General features: G+C 57.8%; 21 protein-coding genes. 7 read left to right on the top strand and 14 right to left on the bottom strand.

Translation table 11 applies throughout. The features are described 5' to 3' along the window. Positions 1 to 185 precede the first annotated feature (185 nt). From msrQ to mrcB, 9 genes are all read right to left on the bottom strand, one after another. Positions 186 to 800: a protein-methionine-sulfoxide reductase heme-binding subunit MsrQ gene (gene msrQ / locus TU84_RS23165; RefSeq protein WP_048373341.1), complete on the bottom strand. Its 615-nt coding sequence runs from the start codon at positions 798 to 800 to the stop codon at positions 186 to 188. Continuing rightward, positions 800 to 1,813 carry a protein-methionine-sulfoxide reductase catalytic subunit MsrP gene (gene msrP, locus TU84_RS23160; RefSeq protein ID WP_048373339.1) on the bottom strand — a complete coding sequence of 338 codons (1,014 nt, stop codon included), beginning with the start codon at positions 1,811 to 1,813 and terminating at the stop codon, positions 800 to 802. Before msrP ends, msrQ begins: the two co-directional genes overlap by 1 nt. 63 nt (positions 1,814 to 1,876) lie before the next feature. Next, a complete protein-coding gene (pssA, locus tag TU84_RS23155) occupies positions 1,877 to 2,734 on the bottom strand; it encodes a CDP-diacylglycerol--serine O-phosphatidyltransferase (RefSeq protein ID WP_048373337.1) in 858 nt (285 codons plus the stop codon). 145 nt (positions 2,735 to 2,879) lie between these two features. Next, complete coding sequence (gene ilvC, locus TU84_RS23150) at positions 2,880 to 3,896, bottom strand: ketol-acid reductoisomerase (protein ID WP_048373335.1); 1,017 nt, start codon at positions 3,894 to 3,896, stop codon at positions 2,880 to 2,882. A gap of 50 nt (positions 3,897 to 3,946) precedes the next feature. Next, positions 3,947 to 4,438: an acetolactate synthase small subunit gene (ilvN, locus tag TU84_RS23145; protein WP_048373333.1), complete on the bottom strand. Its 492-nt coding sequence runs from the start codon at positions 4,436 to 4,438 to the stop codon at positions 3,947 to 3,949. 2 nt (positions 4,439 to 4,440) lie between these two features. Beyond that, on the bottom strand, positions 4,441 to 6,165 hold the full coding sequence (locus TU84_RS23140) for an acetolactate synthase 3 large subunit (protein WP_048373343.1): 1,725 nt from the start codon (positions 6,163 to 6,165) through the stop codon (positions 4,441 to 4,443). A gap of 431 nt (positions 6,166 to 6,596) precedes the next feature. Further along, entirely contained in the window at positions 6,597 to 6,926 is a 330-nt protein-coding gene (locus TU84_RS23135; protein WP_048373331.1) for a YqcC family protein, read from the bottom strand. Between the two features lie 7 nt (positions 6,927 to 6,933). After that, positions 6,934 to 7,659, bottom strand: coding sequence for a tetratricopeptide repeat protein (locus TU84_RS23130; protein ID WP_048373329.1), 726 nt, complete (start codon positions 7,657 to 7,659; stop codon positions 6,934 to 6,936). 16 nt (positions 7,660 to 7,675) lie between these two features. Beyond that, on the bottom strand, positions 7,676 to 10,000 hold the full coding sequence (gene mrcB / locus TU84_RS23125; RefSeq protein ID WP_048373327.1) for a penicillin-binding protein 1B: 2,325 nt from the start codon (positions 9,998 to 10,000) through the stop codon (positions 7,676 to 7,678). Between the two features lie 116 nt (positions 10,001 to 10,116). On the opposite strand from mrcB, the gene TU84_RS23120 reads away from it, so the two are divergent. The 3 genes from TU84_RS23120 to TU84_RS23110 all read left to right on the top strand — a co-directional run bounded on the left by TU84_RS23120 (position 10,117) and on the right by TU84_RS23110 (position 12,625). Next, a complete protein-coding gene (locus TU84_RS23120; protein WP_048373324.1) occupies positions 10,117 to 11,673 on the top strand; it encodes a bifunctional aminoglycoside phosphotransferase/ATP-binding protein in 1,557 nt (518 codons plus the stop codon). 90 nt (positions 11,674 to 11,763) lie between these two features. Then, positions 11,764 to 12,105 carry a pentapeptide repeat-containing protein gene (locus TU84_RS23115; protein WP_048373322.1) on the top strand — a complete coding sequence of 114 codons (342 nt, stop codon included), beginning with the start codon at positions 11,764 to 11,766 and terminating at the stop codon, positions 12,103 to 12,105. Positions 12,106 to 12,352: 247 nt separating this feature from the next. Next, positions 12,353 to 12,625, top strand: coding sequence for a TfoX/Sxy family protein (locus TU84_RS23110; protein WP_048373320.1), 273 nt, complete (start codon positions 12,353 to 12,355; stop codon positions 12,623 to 12,625). Positions 12,626 to 13,096: 471 nt separating this feature from the next. Here TU84_RS23110 and TU84_RS23105 read toward each other — a convergent pair whose 3' ends face one another. The 3 genes from TU84_RS23105 to TU84_RS23095 are packed head-to-tail and all read right to left on the bottom strand — an operon-like array spanning position 13,097 to position 15,773. Then, positions 13,097 to 13,861, bottom strand: coding sequence for a heme ABC transporter ATP-binding protein (locus tag TU84_RS23105; RefSeq protein WP_409348752.1), 765 nt, complete (start codon positions 13,859 to 13,861; stop codon positions 13,097 to 13,099). Positions 13,862 to 13,863: 2 nt separating this feature from the next. Beyond that, entirely contained in the window at positions 13,864 to 14,847 is a 984-nt protein-coding gene (locus tag TU84_RS23100) for a FecCD family ABC transporter permease (protein WP_174479346.1), read from the bottom strand. A 50-nt stretch (positions 14,848 to 14,897) separates the two neighbouring features. Beyond that, the gene (locus tag TU84_RS23095; protein ID WP_048373314.1) at positions 14,898 to 15,773 is read right to left on the bottom strand and encodes a heme/hemin ABC transporter substrate-binding protein; all 876 of its coding nucleotides are present in this window, start codon (positions 15,771 to 15,773) and stop codon (positions 14,898 to 14,900) included. A gap of 173 nt (positions 15,774 to 15,946) precedes the next feature. On the opposite strand from TU84_RS23095, the gene TU84_RS23090 reads away from it, so the two are divergent. Then, on the top strand, positions 15,947 to 16,285 hold the full coding sequence (locus TU84_RS23090) for a Rieske (2Fe-2S) protein (protein WP_048373312.1): 339 nt from the start codon (positions 15,947 to 15,949) through the stop codon (positions 16,283 to 16,285). Here the strand turns inward: TU84_RS23090 and sfsA are convergent. Beyond that, complete coding sequence (sfsA, locus tag TU84_RS23085) at positions 16,268 to 16,975, bottom strand: DNA/RNA nuclease SfsA (protein WP_048373309.1); 708 nt, start codon at positions 16,973 to 16,975, stop codon at positions 16,268 to 16,270. The genes TU84_RS23090 and sfsA overlap by 18 nt on opposite strands. After that, entirely contained in the window at positions 16,975 to 18,147 is a 1,173-nt protein-coding gene (locus tag TU84_RS23080; RefSeq protein WP_048373307.1) for a pyridoxal phosphate-dependent aminotransferase, read from the bottom strand. Before TU84_RS23080 ends, sfsA begins: the two co-directional genes overlap by 1 nt. 320 nt (positions 18,148 to 18,467) lie before the next feature. Here TU84_RS23080 and dksA point away from each other — a divergent pair, with 320 nt between their 5' ends. From dksA to TU84_RS23060, 3 genes are all read left to right on the top strand, one after another. Then, complete coding sequence (dksA, locus tag TU84_RS23075) at positions 18,468 to 18,911, top strand: RNA polymerase-binding protein DksA (protein ID WP_048373305.1); 444 nt, start codon at positions 18,468 to 18,470, stop codon at positions 18,909 to 18,911. A 179-nt stretch (positions 18,912 to 19,090) separates the two neighbouring features. Beyond that, positions 19,091 to 19,987 (top strand): tRNA glutamyl-Q(34) synthetase GluQRS, encoded by an 897-nt coding sequence (gene gluQRS / locus TU84_RS23070; protein WP_048373303.1) that lies wholly within the window; start codon positions 19,091 to 19,093, stop codon positions 19,985 to 19,987. A 239-nt stretch (positions 19,988 to 20,226) separates the two neighbouring features. Next, positions 20,227 to 23,181 carry a sensor histidine kinase gene (locus tag TU84_RS23060; protein WP_162207697.1) on the top strand — a complete coding sequence of 985 codons (2,955 nt, stop codon included), beginning with the start codon at positions 20,227 to 20,229 and terminating at the stop codon, positions 23,179 to 23,181. Positions 23,182 to 23,193: the final 12 nt, after the last annotated feature.

The raw sequence follows: 23,193 nt of genomic DNA, 5'->3' as shown, positions 1-23,193 counted from the left end.
GCGGGAGGCGAATTCTACAGCGTTACACGCTGCTGTCAACACCTCATTTCCTGCTTCGATGAATTGAAGCTGGCACCGTAAAAATCATCCAACTCATTGATATTCAAAGAGTTTTCCGTTTCGACTGCGCCGGAAGTGGTGCGAATTATAGGCCGCTAGAATTCTGAGTCAAGCCTTAATTTGAATTAAGTGGCCACTACTGGTTTCTTCTTATATAGACGAGGGATCCGACGCATCACCGGCGGGATGCGCAGCAGTAAAAGGCACGCCCCTATAAAGGCATAGATCGACCACTCTTTCAGGTCTGCACGCACAATCCACAACATATGCAAAAGACCCAACCCTACAACCACGTATACCAAGCGATGCAACTTCTTCCAGCTCGCTCTCATCCGCCTTTGACTGTAACGATTGGAGGTCACCGCCAGCGCCAACAAACATAGAGCGCCCAAGCTGCCGACAATAATGTAAGGCCGCTTGCTGAGCTCAACACCCAACTGGGACCAGTCGAGCCCAAGTACAAAGAACAAGTAGGCGCACAGGTGCAACACCACATAGGCAAAACACCACAACCCGATCTGACGGCGGACCGCAATCCACCCCGGCCAGCCCGTCAGCTTCTGCATGGGCGTCATGCATAAGGTCACCAGCAACAGAACCAGAGTCCCGAGCCCCAGCCGATCAACCAACACCTTTCCGGGATCCGGCCCCAAGGCAAAGCTCCACGCCTCATAGAGCCAATACAAAGGCCAGATGGCAGCCGCTATAAATACGCCGATTCGCCACAGTGCAAACTTCATCAGTAATTCTTCCGCAGATCCAGGCCGGTATATAAAGAAGCGACTTCATCCGCATAGCCATTGAACATCTGCGTATCCCGCACATTAGGGCTAAACAAACTGCTCGGCAGACGTCGCTCCCTCGCTTGTGTCCAGCGAGGGTGATCGACTTGCGGGTTCACATTGGCATAGAAGCCATATTCATTGGCCGCAATACTCTGCCAGGTGGTTTTCGGCTGCTCCTCAACCAGGCTGATTCGCACAATCGACTTCACACTCTTGAAGCCATACTTCCACGGCACAACCAAACGAAGTGGCGCGCCGTTCTGATTAGGCAACTCGCGGCCATACATTCCCACCGCCAATATGGCCAACGGGTTCATCGCCTCATCCAGACGCAATCCTTCTACATAGGGCCAATCAATCAACGCAAAGTCAGAGCGCTGGCCCGGCATGACTTTCGGGTCCTTCAAGGTTTCAAAGCGTATGAACTTAGCTTTCGAAGTGGGCTCAACCTGCTTAAGCAACGCTGACAGGGGGAATCCCATCCAGGGAATGACCATTGACCACGCTTCTACACAGCGCAACCGATAGATCCGCTCCTCCAACTGGTAAGGCTTCATGAAGTCCTCAAGGGCATAACGCCCAGGCTTACCCACCTCGCCATCCACGACCACCGTCCATGGCTCGGTTTTCAAAGCACCCGCGTATTGCGCCGGATCGCCTTTATCAGTACCAAACTCATAGAAGTTGTTGTAGTGAGTAGCGTCTTTGAAAGGCGTAATGGCCTCCCCTTTGACTGTCACTACCTGCCACTGGGTCTGCGGGAGTTTCTCGGCAAACCAGCCCGGCGCCTTGCCCGGTTCAACATCAGCGTAGCGCGAAGCATCAGTGGCATTTGCCCAAGGCGGCAGTGCGCTCACGGCTAATCCTGCAAGCGAGCTACCCAGCAATGCACGGCGAGATAAATAGAAGGACTCAGGGGTGACGTCCGACTCTTTGCAGTCGGACGCTTTAGGCAACTTGATGAGCATGACAACTCCGCAGTATTGGAGGGCTGATGCACCAATAGACTACGGAGTTTGGGGGAAATTACATCACTCGCCGGTTTTGTTACGGCGCAGATGCAATAAATATTGAATCGGGCCCGAAGCGGCATACACCAGGAAAGCCAGCAGCAGAATACGCGGCGGATCGCTGAACACCACAGCGAACACCAACACCACCGCCAGGATCGCCACAAACGGCACGCGCCCTTTCAAATCCAGCTGCTTGAAGCTGTTGTATTTGATGTTGCTGACCATCAGCATGCCCGCCGCAGCCACCAACAAGGCCACCAGGAAGGACATTTTCGATCCCTGGATCCCGTAATCGCTGAACGCCCAAACAATACCGGCTACGACACCTGCCGCAGCCGGGCTGGCCAGACCGATGAAATAACGCTTGTCTGCTGTACCGACCTGCGTATTGAAGCGAGCCAGACGCAACGCCGCGCCTGCTACATAAATGAAGGCCACCATCCAGCCGACCTTGCCCATGTCGCCCAGCGCCCAACCAAACGCCAGCAGCGCTGGCGCCACGCCAAAAGCAACCATGTCAGACAAGGAATCATACTCGGCGCCAAAGGCACTTTCGGTATGAGTCATACGAGCGACCCGGCCATCAAGGCCGTCCAGCACCATGGCGACAAAAATCGCGATGGCGGCAAATGCAAAATACTTGCTTGCGCCCGCAGCATCACCAGCGCTCATTGCGCTTTGCGCACTCATTGAACTGATGATGGAGTAGAAACCGGCAAACAGGTTTGCCGTTGTAAAAAGATTGGGCAGCAGATAGATACCACGATGCCGGACCTTACGGCCTTCAGCGTCATGCCCTTCTTCGACATGCTCATCGATAGGCAGCAGGCTATCGGCGTCAGAAGCCTGTTTTGGCTCTTCGGGACGTTCGCTCATGGACATTACCTTGCAACGATATGGAAAGTTTCAATAGAAGCTTGCAGACCAACTTTCACCCGCAAACGTTCCTGCTTTATACCAGAAGCTGCCGCTTAAACGAAAAAACGCGGCCAGGGCCGCGTTTTTTCAAGATCGTACTGACTTAGTTTTTAGCTTTGTCGACGATTTTGTTAGCACCGATCCAAGGCATCATCGAGCGCAGTTGCTCGCCGATCACTTCGATACCGTGTGCAGCGTTGTTACGACGCTTGGCAGTCATCGAAGGGTAGCCAGTAGCGCCTTCGCTGATGAACATCTTCGCGTATTCACCGTCTTGAATGCGCTTCAGAGCGTTACGCATTGCTTGACGGGATTCAGCGTTGATCACTTCTGGGCCGGTCACGTACTCGCCGTATTCAGCGTTGTTGGAGATCGAGTAGTTCATGTTGGCGATACCGCCTTCGTACATGAGGTCAACGATCAACTTCAGCTCGTGCAAGCACTCGAAGTAAGCCATTTCTGGCGCGTAGCCTGCTTCAACCAGTGTTTCGAAGCCGGCTTTAACCAGTTCAACAGTACCGCCACACAGAACGGCTTGTTCGCCGAACAGGTCGGTTTCGGTTTCGTCTTTGAACGTGGTTTCGATGATACCGGTACGACCACCGCCCACGCCCGAAGCGTAAGACAGTGCAACGTTTTTGGCGTTGCCCGAAGCGTCCTGGTAGATCGCGATCAGGTCAGGAATACCGCCGCCACGAACGAATTCGGAACGTACAGTGTGGCCCGGCGCTTTTGGCGCGATCATGATGACGTCGAGGTCAGCACGCGGAACAACCTGGTTGTAGTGAATCGCAAAACCGTGGGAGAAGGCCAGGGTAGCGCCCTTCTTGATGTTCGGCTCGATTTCGTTCTTGTACAGAGACGACTGGAACTCGTCCGGGGTCAGAATCATGACCAGGTCAGCAGCGGCAACAGCGCTGGCAACGTCAGTTACTTTCAGACCGTGAGCTTCAGCTTTAGCGACAGTGGCCGAACCTTTGCGCAGACCAACAGTAACGTCTACACCGGAGTCTTTCAGGTTGCACGCTTGAGCGTGACCCTGGGAGCCGTAACCGATAATGGCTACTTTTTTGCCCTGGATGATCGAAAGGTCGCAGTCTTTGTCGTAATAAACTTTCATGATTTTCCTTTATGTATCCAGGCCATTCAGGCCGTTAGCACTTGTAAGTTTTAGATGCTGAGTACTTTGTCGCCACGGGCAATACCCGTCACGCCACTGCGAACTGTTTCCAGGATCGAGGCGGTACCAATCGACTGGATGAAACTGTCGAGCTTATCGCTAGTGCCCGTCAACTGTACGGTATAAACGCTGCTACTGACGTCGACAATTTGCCCACGAAATATGTCTGTAGTGCGTTTGATTTCTGCCCGCTGGGCACCCGTTGCCTTGACTTTGACCAGCATCAGCTCACGCTCGATGTGAGCGCTCTCTGACAGATCCACCAGCTTGACCACTTCGATCAGCTTGTTCAGGTTCTTGGTGATCTGCTCAATCACTTCGTCGTGACCCACCGTGGTCAGCGTCAGACGCGACAAAGTCGGGTCTTCCGTTGGTGCCACCGTCAGGCTTTCGATGTTGTAGTTACGTTGCGAGAAAAGCCCAACAACGCGAGACAGAGCACCGGGTTCGTTTTCAAGAAGCAAAGAAATAATGTGCCGCATGATTAAGTACGCTCCGTCTTGCTCAGCCACATGTCGCGCATGGAGCCATCTTTGATCTGCATCGGGTAAACGTGCTCACTGGTATCCACCTGAATATCCAGGAATACCAAGCGATCTTTCATGGCAAAGGCTTCTTCCATTTTCGGCTTCAGGTCTTTGAGATCGGTAATCCGGATACCCACATGCCCATAGGCCTCAGCCAGCTTGACGAAGTCAGGCAGCGATTCCATATAAGAGTGCGAGTGACGGCTGCCGTAGTTCATGTCCTGCCACTGACGAACCATCCCGAGAACACCGTTGTTCAAGTTGATGATTTTGACCGGCAGACCGTACTGCAGGCACGTCGACAATTCCTGAATGTTCATCTGGATGCTGCCCTCGCCTGTTACACACGCGACGTCATCATCAGGGAAACTCAGTTTCACACCCATTGCTGCCGGGAAACCGAAGCCCATCGTGCCCAGACCGCCAGAGTTGATCCAGCGATTAGGCTTGTTGAAGCGATAGTACTGAGCCGCAAACATCTGATGCTGGCCCACGTCGGACGTGACATACGCATCGCCCTTGGTCACTTCGCAGAGCATTTCGATCACAGCTTGTGGCTTGATCTTGCTGCCGTCGCCCTTGTCGTAAGGGAACAATCCGCGATCGCCGCGCCATTCATCAATCTGCTTCCACCAGGTGGCAACCGCTTCAGGGTTTGGCTTCTCGCCAATGTCCTTGAGGATCGCAACCATTTCGGTCAGCACGCTGTCGACCGGGCCGACAATTGGCACGTCTGCCTTGATGGTTTTGGAGATGGACGCCGGGTCGATATCAACATGGATGATCTTGGCGTTAGGGCAGAACTTGGAAGCACCGTTGATAACACGGTCATCAAAGCGCGCACCCACCGCCAGAATCACGTCCGCGTTGTGCATGGTCATGTTGGCAGTGAAGCTGCCGTGCATGCCGAGCATGCCAATGAACTGACGGTCTGTGCCAGGGTAGGCACCCAAGCCCATCAGCGTATTGGTCACGGGGACGTTGAGCATTTTCGCCAGTTCGGTCAACGGTGCAGCACCGCCACCCAAAATAACGCCGCCACCTGCGTAAAGGACCGGACGTTTGGCCGCCAAGAGCATTTCTACTGCTTTGCGGATTTGCCCCGAGTGCCCACGTACAGCCGGGCTGTAAGAACGCAGTTTGGCTTTTTTAGGGAAAACGTATTCGAACTTTTCAGCCGGGTTGGTCATGTCTTTCGGGATATCGACCACGACCGGACCAGGACGACCGGATTGCGCGAGGTAGAACGCCTTTTTCATGACTTCCGGGATTTCCGACGCGTGCTTGATCATGAAGCTGTGCTTCACGATAGGACGCGAGATACCGATCATGTCGGTTTCCTGGAAGGCATCGGTCCCGACCATAGTGCTAGGCACCTGGCCAGAAATGATCACCATCGGAATGGAGTCCATGTAGGCAGTAGCAATACCGGTGATAGCGTTGGTAGCACCCGGCCCGGAAGTCACCAGTACCACACCGGCTTTACCGGTGGCACGGGCGTAACCGTCAGCCATATGGGTAGCAGCTTGTTCGTGACGAACCAGGATGTGGGTAACTTCCGGTTCTTTGAACAGTGCGTCGTAGACATGCAGGAGAGCACCACCAGGGTACCCGTAGATATAGTTGACACCTTCGTCGCGCAAAAAGCGGACGAGCATCTCACCGCCAGATAAAAGCTCCACGTTGTTCACCTCTAAAACGCCAGAATTCCGCTCACAAAATACGAACGGGTCTTAATAGGTTTACTTCTCAGCAGAGCATGAGCGACGGTGGTCGCCGACTACGTCAGCACTGACTGAGCAAGTATTGGGAGCGCCCCAAATATTGCGGGGTTTTCCCACCCAGCGCGAGGTAACGCGTTGCGGGTGTAACAGGTCGGCGCGGGTATGCGCCTCATGATCTGCTGAGAGGGTCTGCTTCTGGCAGTCCCTGTACAGCGGTGTCTGGATTCTTGTGTTTCAGCCCCTCCAAGTCAAGCAATAATTGCGCTTTTTTCCAACTAAGCGCATGAGAACGTAGAAGAAAGGGGCTTGAGAAGGGATAAAACTCGCCTAGATGGCGCAAAGCGGTAGAAATATGCGCAAGACTGCCGGAAAAACCGGCAGCCAGGCAATTAACCAGCGTCAGTGATCAGTTGGTCGAACTTTTTCAGCTCAGCCCGCAACCCAAGGCTCTCTTGAGGGCGCTCGGCATACACCATCTCGGCCATCTCCAGAATGCCCGAGACCTTGGGCAGAGGAAGATCCTGTTCAAGGATCTGCTTCATCCGCACCAGGAAAATCCATTGCAGCCACTGGTGAAAGTCCAGCGTGTCGACCGAAAAAGGCTCAACACTGCTCAGCGCCTCAGCACTGGGAGACACATCGTCCCACCAGCCCTGTACGCGCAGTTCACGTTCAATCAGCAATAATTGTTCGGCAATCGCCGCAAAACGAGCATCCATCAGAAACTTACCTGGCTTTTTGACGGGCCAATGCAGCGCCAGCCGCATCACCTTGTTTATCACGCGCTTGAGCAATCAAGCCCCACAAGCTCGCCTGCAAGTCCGGACGACCGCTCGCGAAGGTCAAACCACGGCGGGCAAACTGCTCAGCCTGAGCCGCATCCCCTTGCGCCATACGCACTTCTGCCAGACGGTAGAGCACTTGCGGCTCGCGTGGTGCCACGCGCTGTGCCCGCTCAAGGCTCGACGAGGCGCCATTCAGGTCGCCACTCGCCTGCTGCTGTTGAGCAGTGGTCAGCAGCGCCAACACCGGCCCATCCAGTTGCTCATCTGCTGCCAAGCCGCCACTGCTGGACGGAATGCCACTCGGCGTAATCGGCGCCGGCGCGGTGTAAGTCGTTGTCGGCGCATAGCTGCCGGTGCTGATCGGCGCCGCCGGGCCAGGGGTAATCGGCCCCGGCGTGATCGGCTGGGTCTGAATCGGCGTCGAAACCGCCGCTCCACCACCCGGCACCATCACCACCACACCTGAATCCTGAGGGATTGCCTGAGTCTGAGCAGCACGCGGCGCAGTGGCCTGTGGATAATTACGGGTCGTACGCTGCGCCGAAACACGCTCGCTGTTCGACACCCGAACACCGGAGTCGACCACAGGGATCGAGCCCTGCGGTACGCTCGCACAACCATTGAGCAAAGCCAGGGCTGAAACAGCCGGAATCCACCACTTGTTCACGTCACACCCTCTTTGCTTAATTCAACCAGCCCTTGACCCAATCCATCACCGCTTCACCTGTCGCGGGTGCTTGCGCACCACAACCGGCTCCAGCAGGCGGTTCACTGCCGCGAATATACGGCATCTGCACAGCGCCCGGGCAGCTCGCATCAGACCCTTGCCCGGTATGCGGATCAATCCAGGCTTTAACAATGTTGTCCGGCTGCGGCATATCCAGCGGCAACGGATCGGCTTTACTCATAAAGCTGGTCCAAACCTGCAAGGCGCCGCTCGCACCGGTAAACGGGGTTTTACCGTTGTCATCACGCCCCAGCCACACCACCGCCAGCAGATCCTGGCTGAAGCCTGCGAACCAGCTGTCACGCGAGTCGTTACTGGTGCCGGTTTTACCCGCCAGCGTTAGGCTTTTCGGCAATACGTTATAGACCGAACGCCCGGTGCCTTCGCGCATCACATGCTGCATTGCCGTCTGGATCAGGTAAATGGAGGCCGGATCGAAGCGCTGCTGGATCTGGAACGGGTAACGTTTCAGCGGCTCGCCTTCAGCCGTCAGCACACTGCGAATACCGCGCATCGGTGTATTGAAGCCGCCATTGGCCAGCGTCTGATACATCGTTGCCACTTCCATCGGGCTCAGCGCACCAGCGCCCAGCAACATGGACGGGAAGGCCGGAAATTCACGCTCTACCCCCAACCGCGCCAGCGTCTTGAGCACGTTAGGCACGCCGACCTGCTGCCCGAGCCGCACAGTCCCCAGGTTGAAAGAGTTCATCATCGACTGATAAAGGAAAATCGTGCCGTGAGAGCGACGGTCATAGTTCTGCGGCGTCCAGACCTGGCCATCTGCCCCTTTGATCGATATCGGCTCATCCGACAACCAACTGGTCAGCGTGAACTGGCTTGGTCGCTCAAGTGCGGTCAAATACACCGCAGGCTTGACCAGCGAACCAATCGGGCGCACCGCATCCAGCGCGCGGTTAAAGCCTGCATAGCCCGGCAGACGGCTGCCAATCAACGCCTGAACCTCACCGGTTTCAGGGTTGGTAACCACCATCGCCGCTTCAACTTCGTCTGCGCCTTTGCGTCCAGCCAGACGCTTAAAGGTGTCACCCACAGCCGCTTCAGACTTCATCTGCAAGATCGGGTCGAAGCTGGTGAAGATCCGCAGCCCCTCTTCGGTCAAGTCTTCGTCGCGGTAGTCTTCACGCAATTGACGTTTAACCAGATCCAGGAAGCCCGGGAATGAGCTGTCCGCCAAGCTGCCTCGCTTGGTCACGCCCAGCGGCATCTTTTTAGCCGCAGCGACTTGCTCGGCCGTCGCCACGCCTTGCTGCTCCAGCAAATCGAGCACCAGGTTACGCCGCTCAAGCGCACGCTCAGGGTAACGACGCGGGTTATACGCCGATGGCCCTTTAACCATGCCCACCAGCAACGCCACCTGATGCAGCTTGAGCTCGGACAACGGCTGGCTGAAGAAGAACTGGCTGGCCAGACCAAAGCCATGCACCGCACGCTGGCCGTCCTGCCCCACAAACACTTCGTTGAGGTAAGCCTCAAGAATTTCGCGCTTGTCGTAGTGCATTTCAAGCAACAGCGCCATCATCGCTTCGGTCAGCTTGCGGCTGAGGCTGCGCTCGTTGGTCAAGAAGAAGTTCTTGACCAATTGTTGAGTCAGCGTACTGCCGCCCTGACGCATTTGCCCGGACGAGGTGTTGACCCACAGGGCACGGACGATCGACTTGGGCGATACGCCAAAGTGATGATAAAAATCGCGGTCTTCTACCGTTACCAGCGTATCGAGCAGGTACGGCGGTACCTGATCAATGTTGATCAGAATCCGGTCTTCGAGATTTTTCGGATAAAGGCCGCCAATCAGCAACGGCTCAAGCCGCACCACGGGCAACTTGGCGCCGTTGGTCGAGGTCAGTTCCGACACATAATCGCCAGAAAAACGTACCCGTACTGGCTGCGCTTTCTCAGCACCTTCATAAAACTGGAAACCACGGGTGTTCAGGTCAACCGTGTTGCCATTCACCGAGGCTGCACCGGGTCCATTGGCCACACTTTCGCGGCGATAGCCGAGTGCATCGAGTTCAGTCAAAAAGTCGTTCTTGCTGAGTTTCTGGCCGACGAACAGCTCCAGCGGCCGGGCGTACACCTTGGCCGGGATAGTCCAGCGCTTGCCAGAGAACTTCTCTTGCACGATGGCATCGAGGTAAACAGCAAAACCTGCCAGCACCACCAGGCCGACGAGGCTGAGCTTAAGGGCCCAACCCAGCCAGGGCCGCAGGCCACCAGAAGGACGTTTGGAACGGGAGCGGGGGGATCGAGTTCGAGTCATGGCGCGGGATTATACGCACTTTGCTCATGTTCAACATGCGCGTCCGGCGGTTTGCACGACCGCTGTCAACAGCCATAATGGCGCATTGAATTTTCCCGCCTTTAGAAGGACCGACCGTGAGCCAGAACCTGATTACCGCGCTACAAAATCCGAGCTTATACCCGCATGAAGTCGACGGGTTTCAGGTTATCGAGACCCACATTTCCTGGGTTATCCTCACCGGGCCCTACGCCTACAAAATCAAAAAACCGGTTAACTTCGGCTTTCTTGATTTCACCGAACTCAGTGGCCGCGAATTCTTCTGCAATGAAGAACTGCGCCTCAACCAGCGCCTGACCGAAGGCCTGTACCTGGACGTACTGCCGATCACCGGCAGTGCCGACGCGCCTCAACTCGGCGGCGAAGGCCCGGCTATCGAGTACGTGCTGAAAATGCGCCAATTCCCGCAAAGCCAGCTGCTGAGCACGCTGCAGGCCAATGGCGAACTGACTGCTGCGCACATCGACGAAATGGCCCAGCAAATTGCCCATTTCCACACACACGCCCCGCATGTCCCGCTGGAACATCACCAAGGCACCCCTGAAGCCGTCATGGAGCCCGTGCGTCAGAACTTCGAGCAGATCCGCCCTTTCCTGTCCGACAAAGCTGACCTGCTGCAACTCGATGCCCTTCAAGCCTGGGCCGAAGCCAGCTTCACCCGTCTCCAGCCACTGCTCGAACAACGCAAGGCCCAAGGGTTTATCCGCGAATGCCATGGTGACATCCACCTGGGCAACGCCACCATGATCGACGGCAAAGTGGTGATTTTCGACTGCATCGAATTCAACGAGCCGTTCCGTTTTACCGACGTGTACGCCGACACCGCCTTTCTGGCCATGGACCTTGAAGATCGCGGCCTCAAGTGCCTGGCGCGCCGCTTTGTCAGCCAGTACCTGGAGTTGACCGGCGACTATCAAGGGCTTGAGTTGCTGAACTTCTACAAAGCCTATCGCGCCTTGGTTCGTGCCAAAGTCAGCCTGTTCAGCATGCCGGCAGAAGCCAGCGCAGTGCAACGCGCGGCCACCCTGCGCCAGTACCGCAACTACGCCAACCTGGCCGAAAGCTACAGCACCATCCCTTCACGCTTCCTGACCATCACCCACGGCGTTTCAGCCGTCGGTAAAAGCTCTGTTGCGATGCGTTTGGTTGAGTCCTTGGGCGCCATTCGTTTGCGCTCTGATGTCGTTCGCAAGCAATTGTTTGGCGAGCAAACCGGCGACAACACCGTTGGCCATGGCATTTATAGCGCTGACGCCAGTGCCGCGACCTACGACAAACTGCATGAACTGGCCGGCATCGTGCTGCGCGCGGGCTTCCCGGTGGTCATTGATGCCACCTACCTCAAACGCGAACAACGCGACGCTGCCGCCAAAGTTGCCGAAGCAACGGGCGTACCGTGCCTGATCCTCGACTGCACCGCACCCGACGCCGTAATCGAAGGCTGGCTGGCTCATCGCAATAGCCTTGGCAACGACCCGTCTGACGCGACCATGGACGTTGTCCGAGCGCAACAAGCCAGCCGGGAGCCACTCGGGGCAGATGAAGTCCTGCGCAGCAAACCGGTTGAAACCAACAACAGCAAAAGCCTGGACACCCTGATCAGCGATATCCGTCAACGCCTGCCAGGGCTGTAAGTGCTTGCCCGTGCCGCGAAACTGCAAGGGTTTCGCGGCACGCCAATAGTGGCACTATAATATTGGTGTACATCCATCAGGAGACGCCCCATGAGCCGCCCAGCCTTGCTTCAATCGGCGCTCTACACGTTACTGCATGAAGACAACATCAGCGGGTTTAACCAACAGCGTCCATCCGGACACATTGATATGCGTGGCGGCGACTTTCGCGGGCTGGATTTGCGTGAGTTAAATGCGGACAGCGTGGACTTTACCGACGCCTATTTCCGTTCTGCCGATCTGCGTGGCCTGGACTTGCGTAACGCCTGTATCGAAGGCGCCAGCCTGGCCCATGCGCAAATTTCAGGCGCCTACTTTCCGGTCGAACTGACCGCAGATGAAATCCTGATGTCGGTCAACTTCGGCACACGCTTGCGCTACCGCACCAAATAAACCAAATACGACATTCGCCCCAACGCCCGCCCGGCGTTGGCGACTGTTGCCTGCAATTTGAGGCAAGCGCTCTGGCTCGGGCCTTTTCATCAACCCCTGTCCCAGCCCTAACGCCATCTCCTGCATTTTTTGCGTCTGCTTGTTCCAAAAACGACTAACGGACGGCGGCTTTCTTATCAGCCGCTACACTTCAGCTCACCTGTCTTGACTCATAAGCGCTGAGCTCACGCCGTCGCAAGGAGAGCTGATGCAAGATGAACTCCAGCATCTAAAAAACCTTGGGAAAACCTCGGCGCAATGGTTGCACGCTGTCGGTATCCACAGCGCTTCGGATTTAAGGCGCCGCGGGGCGGTCGAGGCTTACCGGGCCGTCAAAGCCAGAGGCTTTCGGGCCTCCAAAGTGCTGCTTTATGCCATTGAGGGCGCGCTGCTGGACGTTCACTGGAACGACATACCCCCGCACAGAAAGGCGTTTTTGAATGAGCAAGTAGAAGATTTGTTCAAGCTGAAAAAAGGCTAGCCCGCACCGTTTATCGGTCGTGCAAAAAAAGCTGAAAAACAGCTGTTGACATGAAAATGAGAATTGTTATTATTACGCCATCTGGTCGCGAGGCCAGTCGATCTTCTGGAAGGCCCTTGGTTCGGACTCTCAGAAAATCTCCTCATCAGGCTAATCACGGTTATTTGACCCGGCTCTTGCCGGGTCTTTTTTTGCCTGAAAAACACCCGTTCACCCCGCCCCACCCTCCTTCGGCAACTCCTATCAAACACAAAATAAGTGATTGATTCTAAAGGCTCTGTAGGAGCGAGCTTGTCTCGCGATCTTTTGATCTTGATCTAAGAGCCCCCTCACCACGCCTCTCCCGAAGGAGAGGGAACCGATTGGGGGATGCTGAAGATACTCGCTGTCCTGTTTGCTGCGCGACAGCGCGGCGTCGAAGACGGGGCGGCAGCTCCTACATCGCGATAACTCGTCAGCCCTCTTAAGTTGTCAGCGCGCAATAATTACCGGGTGTCCTAATTCCGGGTGCGGCTGCACCAACACATCCAGCCCGAACACGTCTTTGAGCGACTGCGGCTGCAACACTGCTTGCGGGCTGTCCAAGGCACGCGGGTATCCGTCTTCAAGCAACAACAGACGATCGCAGTAACGCGCGGCGAGGTTAAGGTCATGCAGGATGATCAACACCGCAGCCCCCCGATCTGCAAAGGCACGAATGGCTTTCAAGGTTGTGTGCTGATGCAAAGGGTCAAGCATCGAGGTCGGCTCATCGAGCAGCAACGTCTGCCCATTTTGCCCCGGCCACAACTGCGCCAGCACCCGTGCCAGATGAACCCGCTGTCGCTCGCCGCCGGACAACGCCAGGTAACTGCGCCCCGCCAAATGCCCGACATCAGCCGCCTCCAGCGCCGCACAGATAATCTCGGCATCGCGCACGGTGCCGGTCTGATGGGGCAAACGCCCCATACCGACCACCTCTTCAACACGAAAGGCAAAATCGAGGGTCGATGTCTGTGGCAACACGGCAAGACGCTGCGCCCGCTCAGCGCCCTTCCACTGGCTCAAGGCATCCTCATCCAGCAAGACTTGCCCTTCGGTTGGCGCCAACTCCCCGCACAGCGCCGCCAGCAAGGTGCTTTTACCGGCACCGTTGGGCCCCAGGACTCCCAGCACTTCACCCGGCCGCACCTCAAGGGTAATGTCAGTCAGCACGCATTTAGGGCCGCGACGAATCTGCAGGTTTTCTGTACGCAGCATCAGTGGCGGCCTCGCAACAGCAAGTAAAGGAAGAATGGCGCGCCCAAAAATGCGGTCACGATACCAATCGGCATTTCCGCAGGGGCCAATGCCAGGCGCGCTATCAGGTCGGCAAACAGCAGCAAAGCAGCGCCCGCCAGTACCGACGCGGGTAACAACACCCGATGATCCGGCCCGGCCAGCAGCCGCACCAAATGCGGCACCACCAAACCGACAAAGCCGATCATGCCCGCCGCAGCCACTGCCGCCCCCACGCCCAGCGCGGTGCAGAACACCAACTCGCGCTTGAGCCCTTCTACATTGATGCCCAGGTGATTAGCTTCGGACTCGCCCAGCAACAAGGCGTTAAGCGCGCTGGCCCGGCGTGGCAACCATAGGGATACCGCCACGGTCACAAACAGCAGAGGCCACAATCGGGCATAACTGGCGCCGTTCAAGCTGCCCAGGTTCCAGAACGTCAGGGTGCGCAACGTCGCGTCATCGGCCAGGTACGTGAACAACCCCACCGTCGAGCCGGCCAGCGCCGTGAGGGCGATACCCGCCAGCAGCATCACTGCCACGCTGGTTTGCCCGTTACGGCGGCCAAGCCGGTAAACCAGTGCCGTCACCCCCAACCCACCGAGAAACGCACAGATCGACAGTAAATAAGGGCCAAACGCGTCGGGCAAACCGCCAAAGGCTGAGCCGCCGACAATCGCAATCGCCGCGCCCAGTGAAGCACCACTGGACACCCCCACCAGGCCGGGGTCAGCCAGAGGGTTACGAAACAAGCCCTGCATGGCCACACCTGACAACGCCAGCACACCGCCCACGGCCAAACCGAGCAACGTTCGGGGCAAGCGAATCTGCCCCAGGATCAACTCAGCCTGTTCCAGCCCGTCACCATTTATCGGCACGCCGATCAAGCGCAAGGCCGCACGCATGGTGTCGAGCAACGGCAAACTCACCGGCCCCAACGCCAACGACAACCAGATGGCTATCAGACACAGCGCACTCAGCCCGATAAACAACGGGCGAGGCTTAACCAATGTCCTCATGGGTGAGCCGGAGCCGCAGGGTAAAACTCAGCCGTCAGTTGCTTCAAGCTATCCGGCAAGCGCGGGCCCAGGCCGCCTACCAGTAGCGTTGGGTCCAGCTCATAAATGCGCCCGTCTTTGGCCGCCTTGAGCGAGGCCAGAATCGGGTTCTCTTTCATCAGTGCTTTGCGCGCCTCGTCGCCCGTCAGGCTACGGTCTGCAAACACCAGCACGTCAGGGTTCAAACCTGCCAGCGCTTCTACGGAAAAGGTTTTATAGCCCGTGTGCGTGGCCAAGTTGTGACCACCGGCCTGTGTCAGCAACCAGTCTGCCGCCGTGTCTTTGCCCGCAACCAGTGGCTTGCCGCCTGCATGCCCCAACAGCAGCAGCACGCCCGGCGATGTGTGCTGGGCTTGTGCCTGTTTGACCTGCTGTTGCAGCGCTTCCAGTTGCTGCTGATACGCCTTGAACACTTGCGCCGCTTTAGCCTCATCCCCCAGCAGGCGCCCCAAGTGCGCGAGAGTACCCTCAAGGGTGGGCAGATCAGCTTCGGCCGAGAACATTTCAACCGGCACACCGGCGTTACGAATCTGCGCCAGCACCGGTGGTGGCCCCATTTCCTCGGTGCCGATCAAGACATCCGGCTTGAGGCTCAAAATCCCCTCTGCCGACAGTTGCCGCTGATACCCGATGCTGGGCAGCGACTTAAGTGATTCTGGATGTTGGCTGGTGGTATCGACCCCAACCAATTTAGACTCCGCGCCTAAAGCGCTGACCCACTCCGAAAGCGCGCCCCCGGCACTGACCCAGCGTTGGGGCAACTCGTCAGCCAGACTGACATGACTGATCATAAAGCCTGCACAAAGCATTATCAGGCGGGTACTCAGGCGCATACGGGGGCGTTCCTTGATAAGTGGGCTCAACGGAGCAACGGCAGTGCCGCCAGTCAAAACAGCACATCACAGAGCAGCCCGCCATTTGATAATTGTTTGCATTTGCACGTCAACCTCTTAACGTGCGCCATCACGCGGATCGATTCATACATCAGGGTAGGTTAAGGATTGTAATGAAATATGTGTGCCCCTCAGCGTCGCTGACCGAAGGTGCGAGCCTGGGCTTTGAACAGCACGGTATCCGCCTGTTTGTCGTGCGCCGGGCCGGTCAGGTCTACGCCTATAAAAATCGCTGCCCGCATCGCGGTGTGCCGCTGGAATGGCAGCCCAACCAATTCCTCGACCCCAGCGCCAGCCTGATCCAGTGCGCGACCCATGCGGCGTTGTTTTTGATTGAGAGCGGGGAATGCGTTGCCGGGCCTTGCGCCGGGCAATTCTTGACCGCCCTTGGCTGCCATGAAGACAACCAAGGGATCTGGCTGACACTCGATGAGTCAGAGGATGACGTCTAACCGGCGGTCAACCACCACCGCGTCAGACGTCAGGCTGACACCATAAGCCAGTACTTGCACACCTGCCGCCACCGCTTCACGCAAAGCCGCCGCATAGCCCGGGTCGATTTCTTGCGCCGGGCGCACTGCGTCGATCCCGGTCAGGTTGACGCAATACAGCTGCACCGCCCGCACGCCTTCACGGGCCAGGCTGGCCAGCTCACGCAAATGCTTGGCGCCGCGCTGAGTGACCGCATCCGGAAACGCCGCCACACGGGTGTCGTCAAAACCCAAGGTGACACTTTTGACTTCGACAAAGGCAAAGCCCTCCGGGTACTCCAGGCGGAAATCAATCCGGCTGTTTTCCTGCCCGTAAGCCACTTCACGCTTGAGCGCGGTAAAACCATTGAGCTCGGTGATCACCCCGGCCAATAGCGCTTCTTCGACCAAACGATTGGCACGCCCGGTGTTCACACACGCCAAACGGCCTTGCGGGGTTTCGCTGATCTCCCAGGTGCCCGGCAATTTGCGCTTGGGGTCATTGGAGCGGCTGAACCAGACTTGCCCGCCTTCGACCATGCAATTAAGCATCGAACCGGTATTGGGACAGTGAATGGTTAGCAGCTCGCCGGTGACGGTTTCGATGTCGGCCAAAAAACGCTTGTAACGCTTTATCAGGCGCCCTTCTTCTAAGGCTGGAGAGAACTGCATCAGTTTTTCCAGCTCTGCAGGCCACGGGCAATTCGCTCAACCGCTTCCTGTAGGCGCGGCAAACTCTGGGTGTAGGCAAAGCGCACGTGATGCCCGGCCTGATGACGTCCAAAATCCAGGCCCGGCGTAAAGGCAACGTGCTCGGTTTCGAGGAAGTGACGGCAAAAAGCGAAGGCATCATCGCCGAACGCGCTGATATCGGCGTACAAATAAAACGCACCTTCAGGCTCCACGGCAATGCCGAATCCCAACGCTCGCAACGCGGGCAGCAAAAAGTCGCGACGGCGTCCAAACTCGGCGCGACGCTCTTCCAAAATGGCCAGCGTTTGCGGCTCAAAACACGCCAGCGCCGCATATTGGGCCATGCTCGGAGCGCTGATGTAGAGATTCTGCGCGAGCTTTTCCAGGTCAGCGACGGCCTCCGGCGGCGCCACCAGCCAGCCCAAGCGCCAGCCGGTCATGCCGAAATACTTGGAGAAGCTGTTGAGCACAAAGGCGCTGTCGTCCACCTCAAGCACGCTGGCAGCCTCACAGCCGTAAGTAAGGCCGTGATAGATCTCGTCCACCACCAAATGCCCACCACGCGCCTTGACCGCGGCCGACAAGGCGGCCAGCTCATCACGGCTCAAGAGTGTCCCGGTCGGGTTCGCCGGGGACGCGACCAGCGCGCCCACACTGTCTTGATCCCAGTGGCGTTCAACCAGGTCGGCCGTCAACTGGTAGCGAACATCAGGGCCTACCGGCACCAACTGCGCGGCCCCTTCAACCAAGCGTAAGAAATGGCGGTTACAGGGGTAGCCCGGATCTGCAAGCAACCAGTGTTTTCCCGGATCAACCAGCAGGCTGCTGGCTAAAAGCAAAGCACCAGAGCCGCCTGGGGTGATCAGAATGCGCGAAGGGTCGATGTTCAAGCCGTAACGCTGTTGATAAAACCCGGAAATTGCTTCGCGCAACTCAGGCAAGCCGCGTGCTGCGGTGTAACGGGTTTTACCCGCGGCCAGGGCCGCCTGGCCCGCCGCGATAATTGGTTCGGCCGTGGTGAAATCGGGCTCGCCAATCTCCAGGTGAATCACATCGTGCCCCGCCGCCTGCAACTCGTTGGCACGCGCCAACAACGCCATGACGTGGAATGGTTCGATCGCGCGGCTGCGCGCACTGTAAGACTGAGCCATGAGCCTGCCTTCCTGGGTAAGCAAAAGTCCGATTCTACCCAAGCACTGTCACAAGGGAGAGCGAAATAGAGTCTTAGACTGCCCGTACGTAGAACCAAACGGCGCAAGCCCCGGTCATAGCTCGGCTAAAATATTAATTTGCCACTAATCTTAAGCACGACAGGCTTTGTACACGATCGCTGACAACAGGCTAGACAACCGGGAGTAGCGCGGCCCGAATTGATCTGGTAAGTTCGCCCGCTTGCAGCCGCAGGGCCGGCAGGTGTCGGTGATGTTGCAATCCTGCGCAATGGATTAGAAGAACAGAGGCGGTCCATTTCATGCCCACACAAGCACAGCAACAGAATACTCAATCGCTTAGCGGCTTCGAGCCCTACGTTGAAAAGCCGGGTGAAGAGTACATGGGCGAGCCTATGCGCAAGCACTTCACCAAGATTCTGCAAAAGTGGAAACAGGACTTGATGCAGGAAGTCGACCGCACCGTTGATCATATGAAAGACGAAGCGGCCAACTTTCCTGACCCAGCTGATCGCGCCAGCCAGGAAGAAGAATTCAGCCTGGAACTGCGAGCCCGCGACCGTGAGCGCAAGCTCATCAAGAAAATCGACAAGACCCTGCAACTGATCGAAGACGAAGAGTACGGTTGGTGCGAGTCTTGCGGCGTCGAAATCGGTATTCGCCGACTCGAAGCCCGCCCGACGGCGGACATGTGCGTAGACTGCAAAACCTTGGCTGAAATCAAGGAAAAACAAGTCGGCAAGTAATCGCCGGCCTGACCAAATGGGGCGTGCGAACGCCCCATTTTTGTTTCTGGATTTACACATTGACGTGGCCCCCCTGTGGGAGCGGGCTTGCTCGCGATGCAGACGCCATGACAAGCCTGAATGGCCGCGCCGAAACCCTCGCGAGCAAGCCCGCTCCCACAAAAAAATGCATGCCCCCCATGACAGCCTCTCCAAACCCCTCCTATATCGGGCGCTTCGCCCCGACGCCCAGCGGTCATTTGCACTTCGGCTCGCTGGTGGCCGCCCTCGCCTCGTACCTTGACGCACGCTCCGTAGGCGGGCGCTGGCTGTTGCGTATGGAAGATCTCGACCCGCCGCGTGAAATGCCCGGCGCTCAAGCCGCCATACTCGACGCCCTGCAGCGTTATGGGTTTGAGTGGGACGGCGAACTGGTCCGCCAAAGCGAGCGCCATGACGCCTACGCACAGGTTGTGGACCGCTTGTTTAGCCAGGGTCTGGCCTATGCCTGTACCTGCTCGCGCAAACAACTCGAAGGTTACAACGGGATTTACCCCGGACTGTGCCGTAACGCTGGCCACTCGATGGAAAACGCCGCCATTCGCCTGCGCGTACCTGAACTTGAGTACGCCGTTGAAGACCGCGTACAAGGCACTTTCCGCCAGCATTTGGGCCGTGACGCAGGCGACTTTGTCATCCGTCGCCGCGATGGCCTGTACGCCTACCAACTGGCGGTGGTGCTCGACGATGCCTGGCAAGGAGTCACCGATATCGTGCGCGGCGCCGACCTGCTCGACTCCACACCGCGTCAGCTATACCTACAAGAGTTGCTCGGGTTATCACAGCCTCGCTACCTGCACGTGCCGCTGATCGTTCAACCCGACGGCCACAAGCTGGGCAAATCGTACCGCTCGCCGCCGCTGACACCCGATCAAGCCTCGCCCCTGCTGCTTCGCGCCCTGCGTGCACTGGGCCAGGCCCCGGACGAAAGCCTTGATGGCGCCAGCCCGCGTGAGATCCTCGATTGGGGCATTGCGCACTGGAATGCCGGGCTGATCCCGCGCACGCTCACCCTGGCCGAGGCGCAATTACGCTGACAGCCCTTGCAGGTTGCCAGCCATCCGTTACCATCGCCGCACGTTTTTAGGGCATGCGGCCAGCAAAAGTGAGGGCAGGATGTATATCTATCGATTGGTCCTGTTGCTGGTTGTCGGGATCTACCTGTTTTCCCCCGCCATCATGGATTGGTGGATTGACGCGACGGGCGCCTGGTACAGGCCGTATCTGCTTTGGCTGATTCTGATCGTTGTTACCTTTATTCTTCAGAGCCAAAAAGATGCCGATGAGCTTTAGCCTGACCCAGATGGTGCTGGTCAGCGCCGCGTATTTGCTGGTGCTGTTTGCGGTGGCGTGGATCAGTGAGCGCGGCATGATCCCGCGCGCGATCATCCGCCACCCGCTGACTTACACCTTGTCACTGGGTGTTTACGCCAGCGCCTGGGCGTTCTACGGCACCGTGGGCCTGGCGTACGAATACGGTTACGGCTTTTTATCCAGCTACCTCGGGGTGTCCGGCGCGTTCTTGCTGGCGCCCGTGTTGCTCTACCCCATTTTAAAAATCACCCGCACCTACCAGTTGTCTTCACTGGCAGACCTTTTTGCGTTTCGCTTTCGCAGTTCATGGGCGGGCGCGCTAACCACGATTTTCATGCTGATCGGCGTGTTACCGCTGCTGGCCCTGCAAATTCAGGCCGTGGCCGACTCCATCAGCATCCTGACCCGAGAGCCGGTACAACACCGCGTAGCCCTGAGCTTCTGCGCGATGATCACCCTGTTCACGATTTTCTTCGGTTCACGGCACATTGCCACGCGTGAAAAGCACGAAGGGCTGGTGTTCGCCATTGCCTTTGAATCGGTGATCAAGCTGGTCGCCATCGGCGGCGTTGGCCTTTATGCGCTTTACGGCGTGTTTGGTGGCCCGCAGCAACTGGAAGTCTGGTTGCTGCAAAACCAGACCGCCCTCGCCGCCCTGCACACCCCGCTGCAAGAAGGCCCTTGGCGCACCTTGCTGCTGGTGTTTTTTGCCTCGGCCATCGTGATGCCGCACATGTATCACATGACCTTCACCGAAAACCTAAATCCGCGCGGGCTGGTCAGCGCCAGCTGGGGCCTGCCGCTGTTCCTGCTGTTGATGAGCCTGGCCGTGCCGCTGATTCTCTGGGCCGGGCTCAAGCTGGGCGTCACCACCAACCCCGAGTACTTCACCTTGGGGATTGGCATCACAGCCAACAGCAAAGCCCTGGCGTTACTGGCCTATGTCGGCGGGCTTTCGGCGTCCAGCGGGTTGATCATCGTCACCACCCTGGCGCTGTCGGGCATGGCGCTCAATCACCTGGTGCTGCCGCTGTATCAACCGCCCGCAGAAGGCAATATCTACCGCTGGCTGAAGTGGACCCGCCGCGCACTGATTGTGGCCATCATCATGGCCGGCTACGGGTTTTACCTGCTGCTGGGCGCCGAGCAAGACCTCGCCAACCTGGGCATCGTCGCCTTTGTCGCCACCTTGCAGTTCCTGCCGGGCGTGCTCTCGGTCCTGTACTGGCCAACGGCAAACCGACGCGGCTTTATCGCCGGGCTACTGGCCGGGATCGTGGTGTGGATGGGCAGCATGCTGTTCCCTCTGATCGGTAACTTCCAGGGCTTCTACATCCCGTGGCTCGACATGATCTACGTGCTGGACGATACCAGCTGGCACATGGCGGCCATCGCCTCGCTCGCCGCCAACGTTCTGATGTTCACCCTGATCTCCTTGTTCACCAACGCCAGCTCCGAAGAAGCCAGCGCCGCCGAGGCCTGTGCGGTAGACAACGTACGTCGCCCGCAACGTCGCGAACTGCATGCCGCCTCCCCGCAAGAATTTGCTACCCAACTGGCCAAACCTCTGGGCGCCAAGGCCGCGCAAAAGGAGGTCGAGCAAGCCTTGCGCGACCTGTACCTGCCCTTCGACGAGCGGCGGCCGTACGCCTTGCGGCGCTTGCGTGACCGGATCGAAGCCAACCTGTCCGGCCTGATGGGTCCCAGCGTTGCCCAAGACATGGTTGAAACCTTTTTGCCTTACAAATCAGGCGGCGAAAACTACGTCACCGAAGACATCCACTTCATCGAAAGCCGGCTTGAGGACTACCACTCGCGCCTGACCGGTCTGGCCGCCGAGCTCGATGCCTTGCGCCGCTATCACCGCCAAACGCTGCAAGAGCTGCCCATGGGCGTGTGCTCGCTGGCCAAGGACCAAGAGATCCTGATGTGGAACAAAGCCATGGAAGAGCTGACCAGCATTCCCGCCCAGCGGGTGGTCGGTTCACGCCTGAACACCCTGGGCAACCCGTGGCGCGAATTGCTGCAGGGCTTTATCGACCTGCCCGACGAGCACTTGCACAAACAGCATCTGGCCCTCGACGGCCAAACTCGCTGGTTGAACCTGCACAAAGCGGCCATTGATGAACCGCTGGCACCGGGTAACAGTGGCCTGGTGTTACTGGTCGAAGACTTGACCGAAACACAGATGCTCGAAGACAAACTGGTGCACTCCGAGCGGCTGGCCAGCATTGGGCGACTGGCTGCGGGCGTGGCCCATGAAATCGGCAACCCGGTAACCGGCATTGCCTGCCTGGCGCAGAACCTGCGCGAAGAGCGCGAGGACGACGGCGAACTGACCGAGATCAGCAGCCAGATCCTTGAGCAGACCAAGCGCATCTCACGCATTGTGCAGTCGCTGATGAGTTTCGCCCACGCGGGCAGCCATCAGCACAATGACGAGCCCGTCTGTCTGGCCGAAGTGGCGCAGGATGCCATTGGTCTGCTGGCCTTGAACCGGCGCAACTTTGAGGTGCAGTTTTACAACCTGTGCGACCCCGATCACTGGGTCGACGGCGACCCGCAGCGCTTGGCGCAAGTATTGATCAACCTGCTCTCAAACGCCCGCGACGCCTCGCCTGCCGGCAGCGCCGTGCGGGTCAAGAGCGAAGCCAGCGAGCACACGGTCGACCTGATCGTTGAAGACGAAGGCAGCGGAATTCCGAAGAACATCATGGACCGATTGTTCGAACCTTTCTTCACCACCAAGGACCCTGGCGAAGGCACCGGCTTGGGCCTTGCACTGGTCTATTCCATCGTTGAAGAGCATTATGGACAAATCACCATCGACAGCCCGGCTGACATTCAGAGCCAACGCGGAACCCGTATTCGGGTGAGACTACCGCGTCATGTCGAAGCGACGTCCGCTGTGAACTGAGACCGTCGAGAG

The sequence above is a fragment of the Pseudomonas helleri genome, from assembly GCF_001043025.1.
Classification (GTDB): Bacteria; Pseudomonadota; Gammaproteobacteria; order Pseudomonadales; family Pseudomonadaceae; genus Aquipseudomonas; species Aquipseudomonas helleri.
This window is presented reverse-complemented; position numbering and strand designations above follow the sequence as displayed.

Coding starts and splice junctions, on each gene's coding strand:
- TU84_RS23110 (WP_048373320.1), top strand. CDS start 12,353: ATGCAAGATGAACTCCAGCATCTAAAAAACCTTGGGAAAACCTCGGCG.
- TU84_RS23060 (WP_162207697.1), top strand. CDS start 20,227: ATGCCGATGAGCTTTAGCCTGACCCAGATGGTGCTGGTCAGCGCCGCG.
- TU84_RS23095 (WP_048373314.1), bottom strand. CDS start 15,773: ATGCGCCTGAGTACCCGCCTGATAATGCTTTGTGCAGGCTTTATGATC.
- msrP (WP_048373339.1), bottom strand. CDS start 1,813: ATGCTCATCAAGTTGCCTAAAGCGTCCGACTGCAAAGAGTCGGACGTC.
- dksA (WP_048373305.1), top strand. CDS start 18,468: ATGCCCACACAAGCACAGCAACAGAATACTCAATCGCTTAGCGGCTTC.
- TU84_RS23080 (WP_048373307.1), bottom strand. CDS start 18,147: ATGGCTCAGTCTTACAGTGCGCGCAGCCGCGCGATCGAACCATTCCAC.
- gluQRS (WP_048373303.1), top strand. CDS start 19,091: ATGACAGCCTCTCCAAACCCCTCCTATATCGGGCGCTTCGCCCCGACG.
- sfsA (WP_048373309.1), bottom strand. CDS start 16,975: ATGCAGTTCTCTCCAGCCTTAGAAGAAGGGCGCCTGATAAAGCGTTAC.
- TU84_RS23090 (WP_048373312.1), top strand. CDS start 15,947: ATGAAATATGTGTGCCCCTCAGCGTCGCTGACCGAAGGTGCGAGCCTG.
- mrcB (WP_048373327.1), bottom strand. CDS start 10,000: ATGACTCGAACTCGATCCCCCCGCTCCCGTTCCAAACGTCCTTCTGGT.
- msrQ (WP_048373341.1), bottom strand. CDS start 800: ATGAAGTTTGCACTGTGGCGAATCGGCGTATTTATAGCGGCTGCCATC.
- TU84_RS23135 (WP_048373331.1), bottom strand. CDS start 6,926: ATGGATGCTCGTTTTGCGGCGATTGCCGAACAATTATTGCTGATTGAA.
- ilvC (WP_048373335.1), bottom strand. CDS start 3,896: ATGAAAGTTTATTACGACAAAGACTGCGACCTTTCGATCATCCAGGGC.
- pssA (WP_048373337.1), bottom strand. CDS start 2,734: ATGAGCGAACGTCCCGAAGAGCCAAAACAGGCTTCTGACGCCGATAGC.
- ilvN (WP_048373333.1), bottom strand. CDS start 4,438: ATGCGGCACATTATTTCTTTGCTTCTTGAAAACGAACCCGGTGCTCTG.
- TU84_RS23115 (WP_048373322.1), top strand. CDS start 11,764: ATGAGCCGCCCAGCCTTGCTTCAATCGGCGCTCTACACGTTACTGCAT.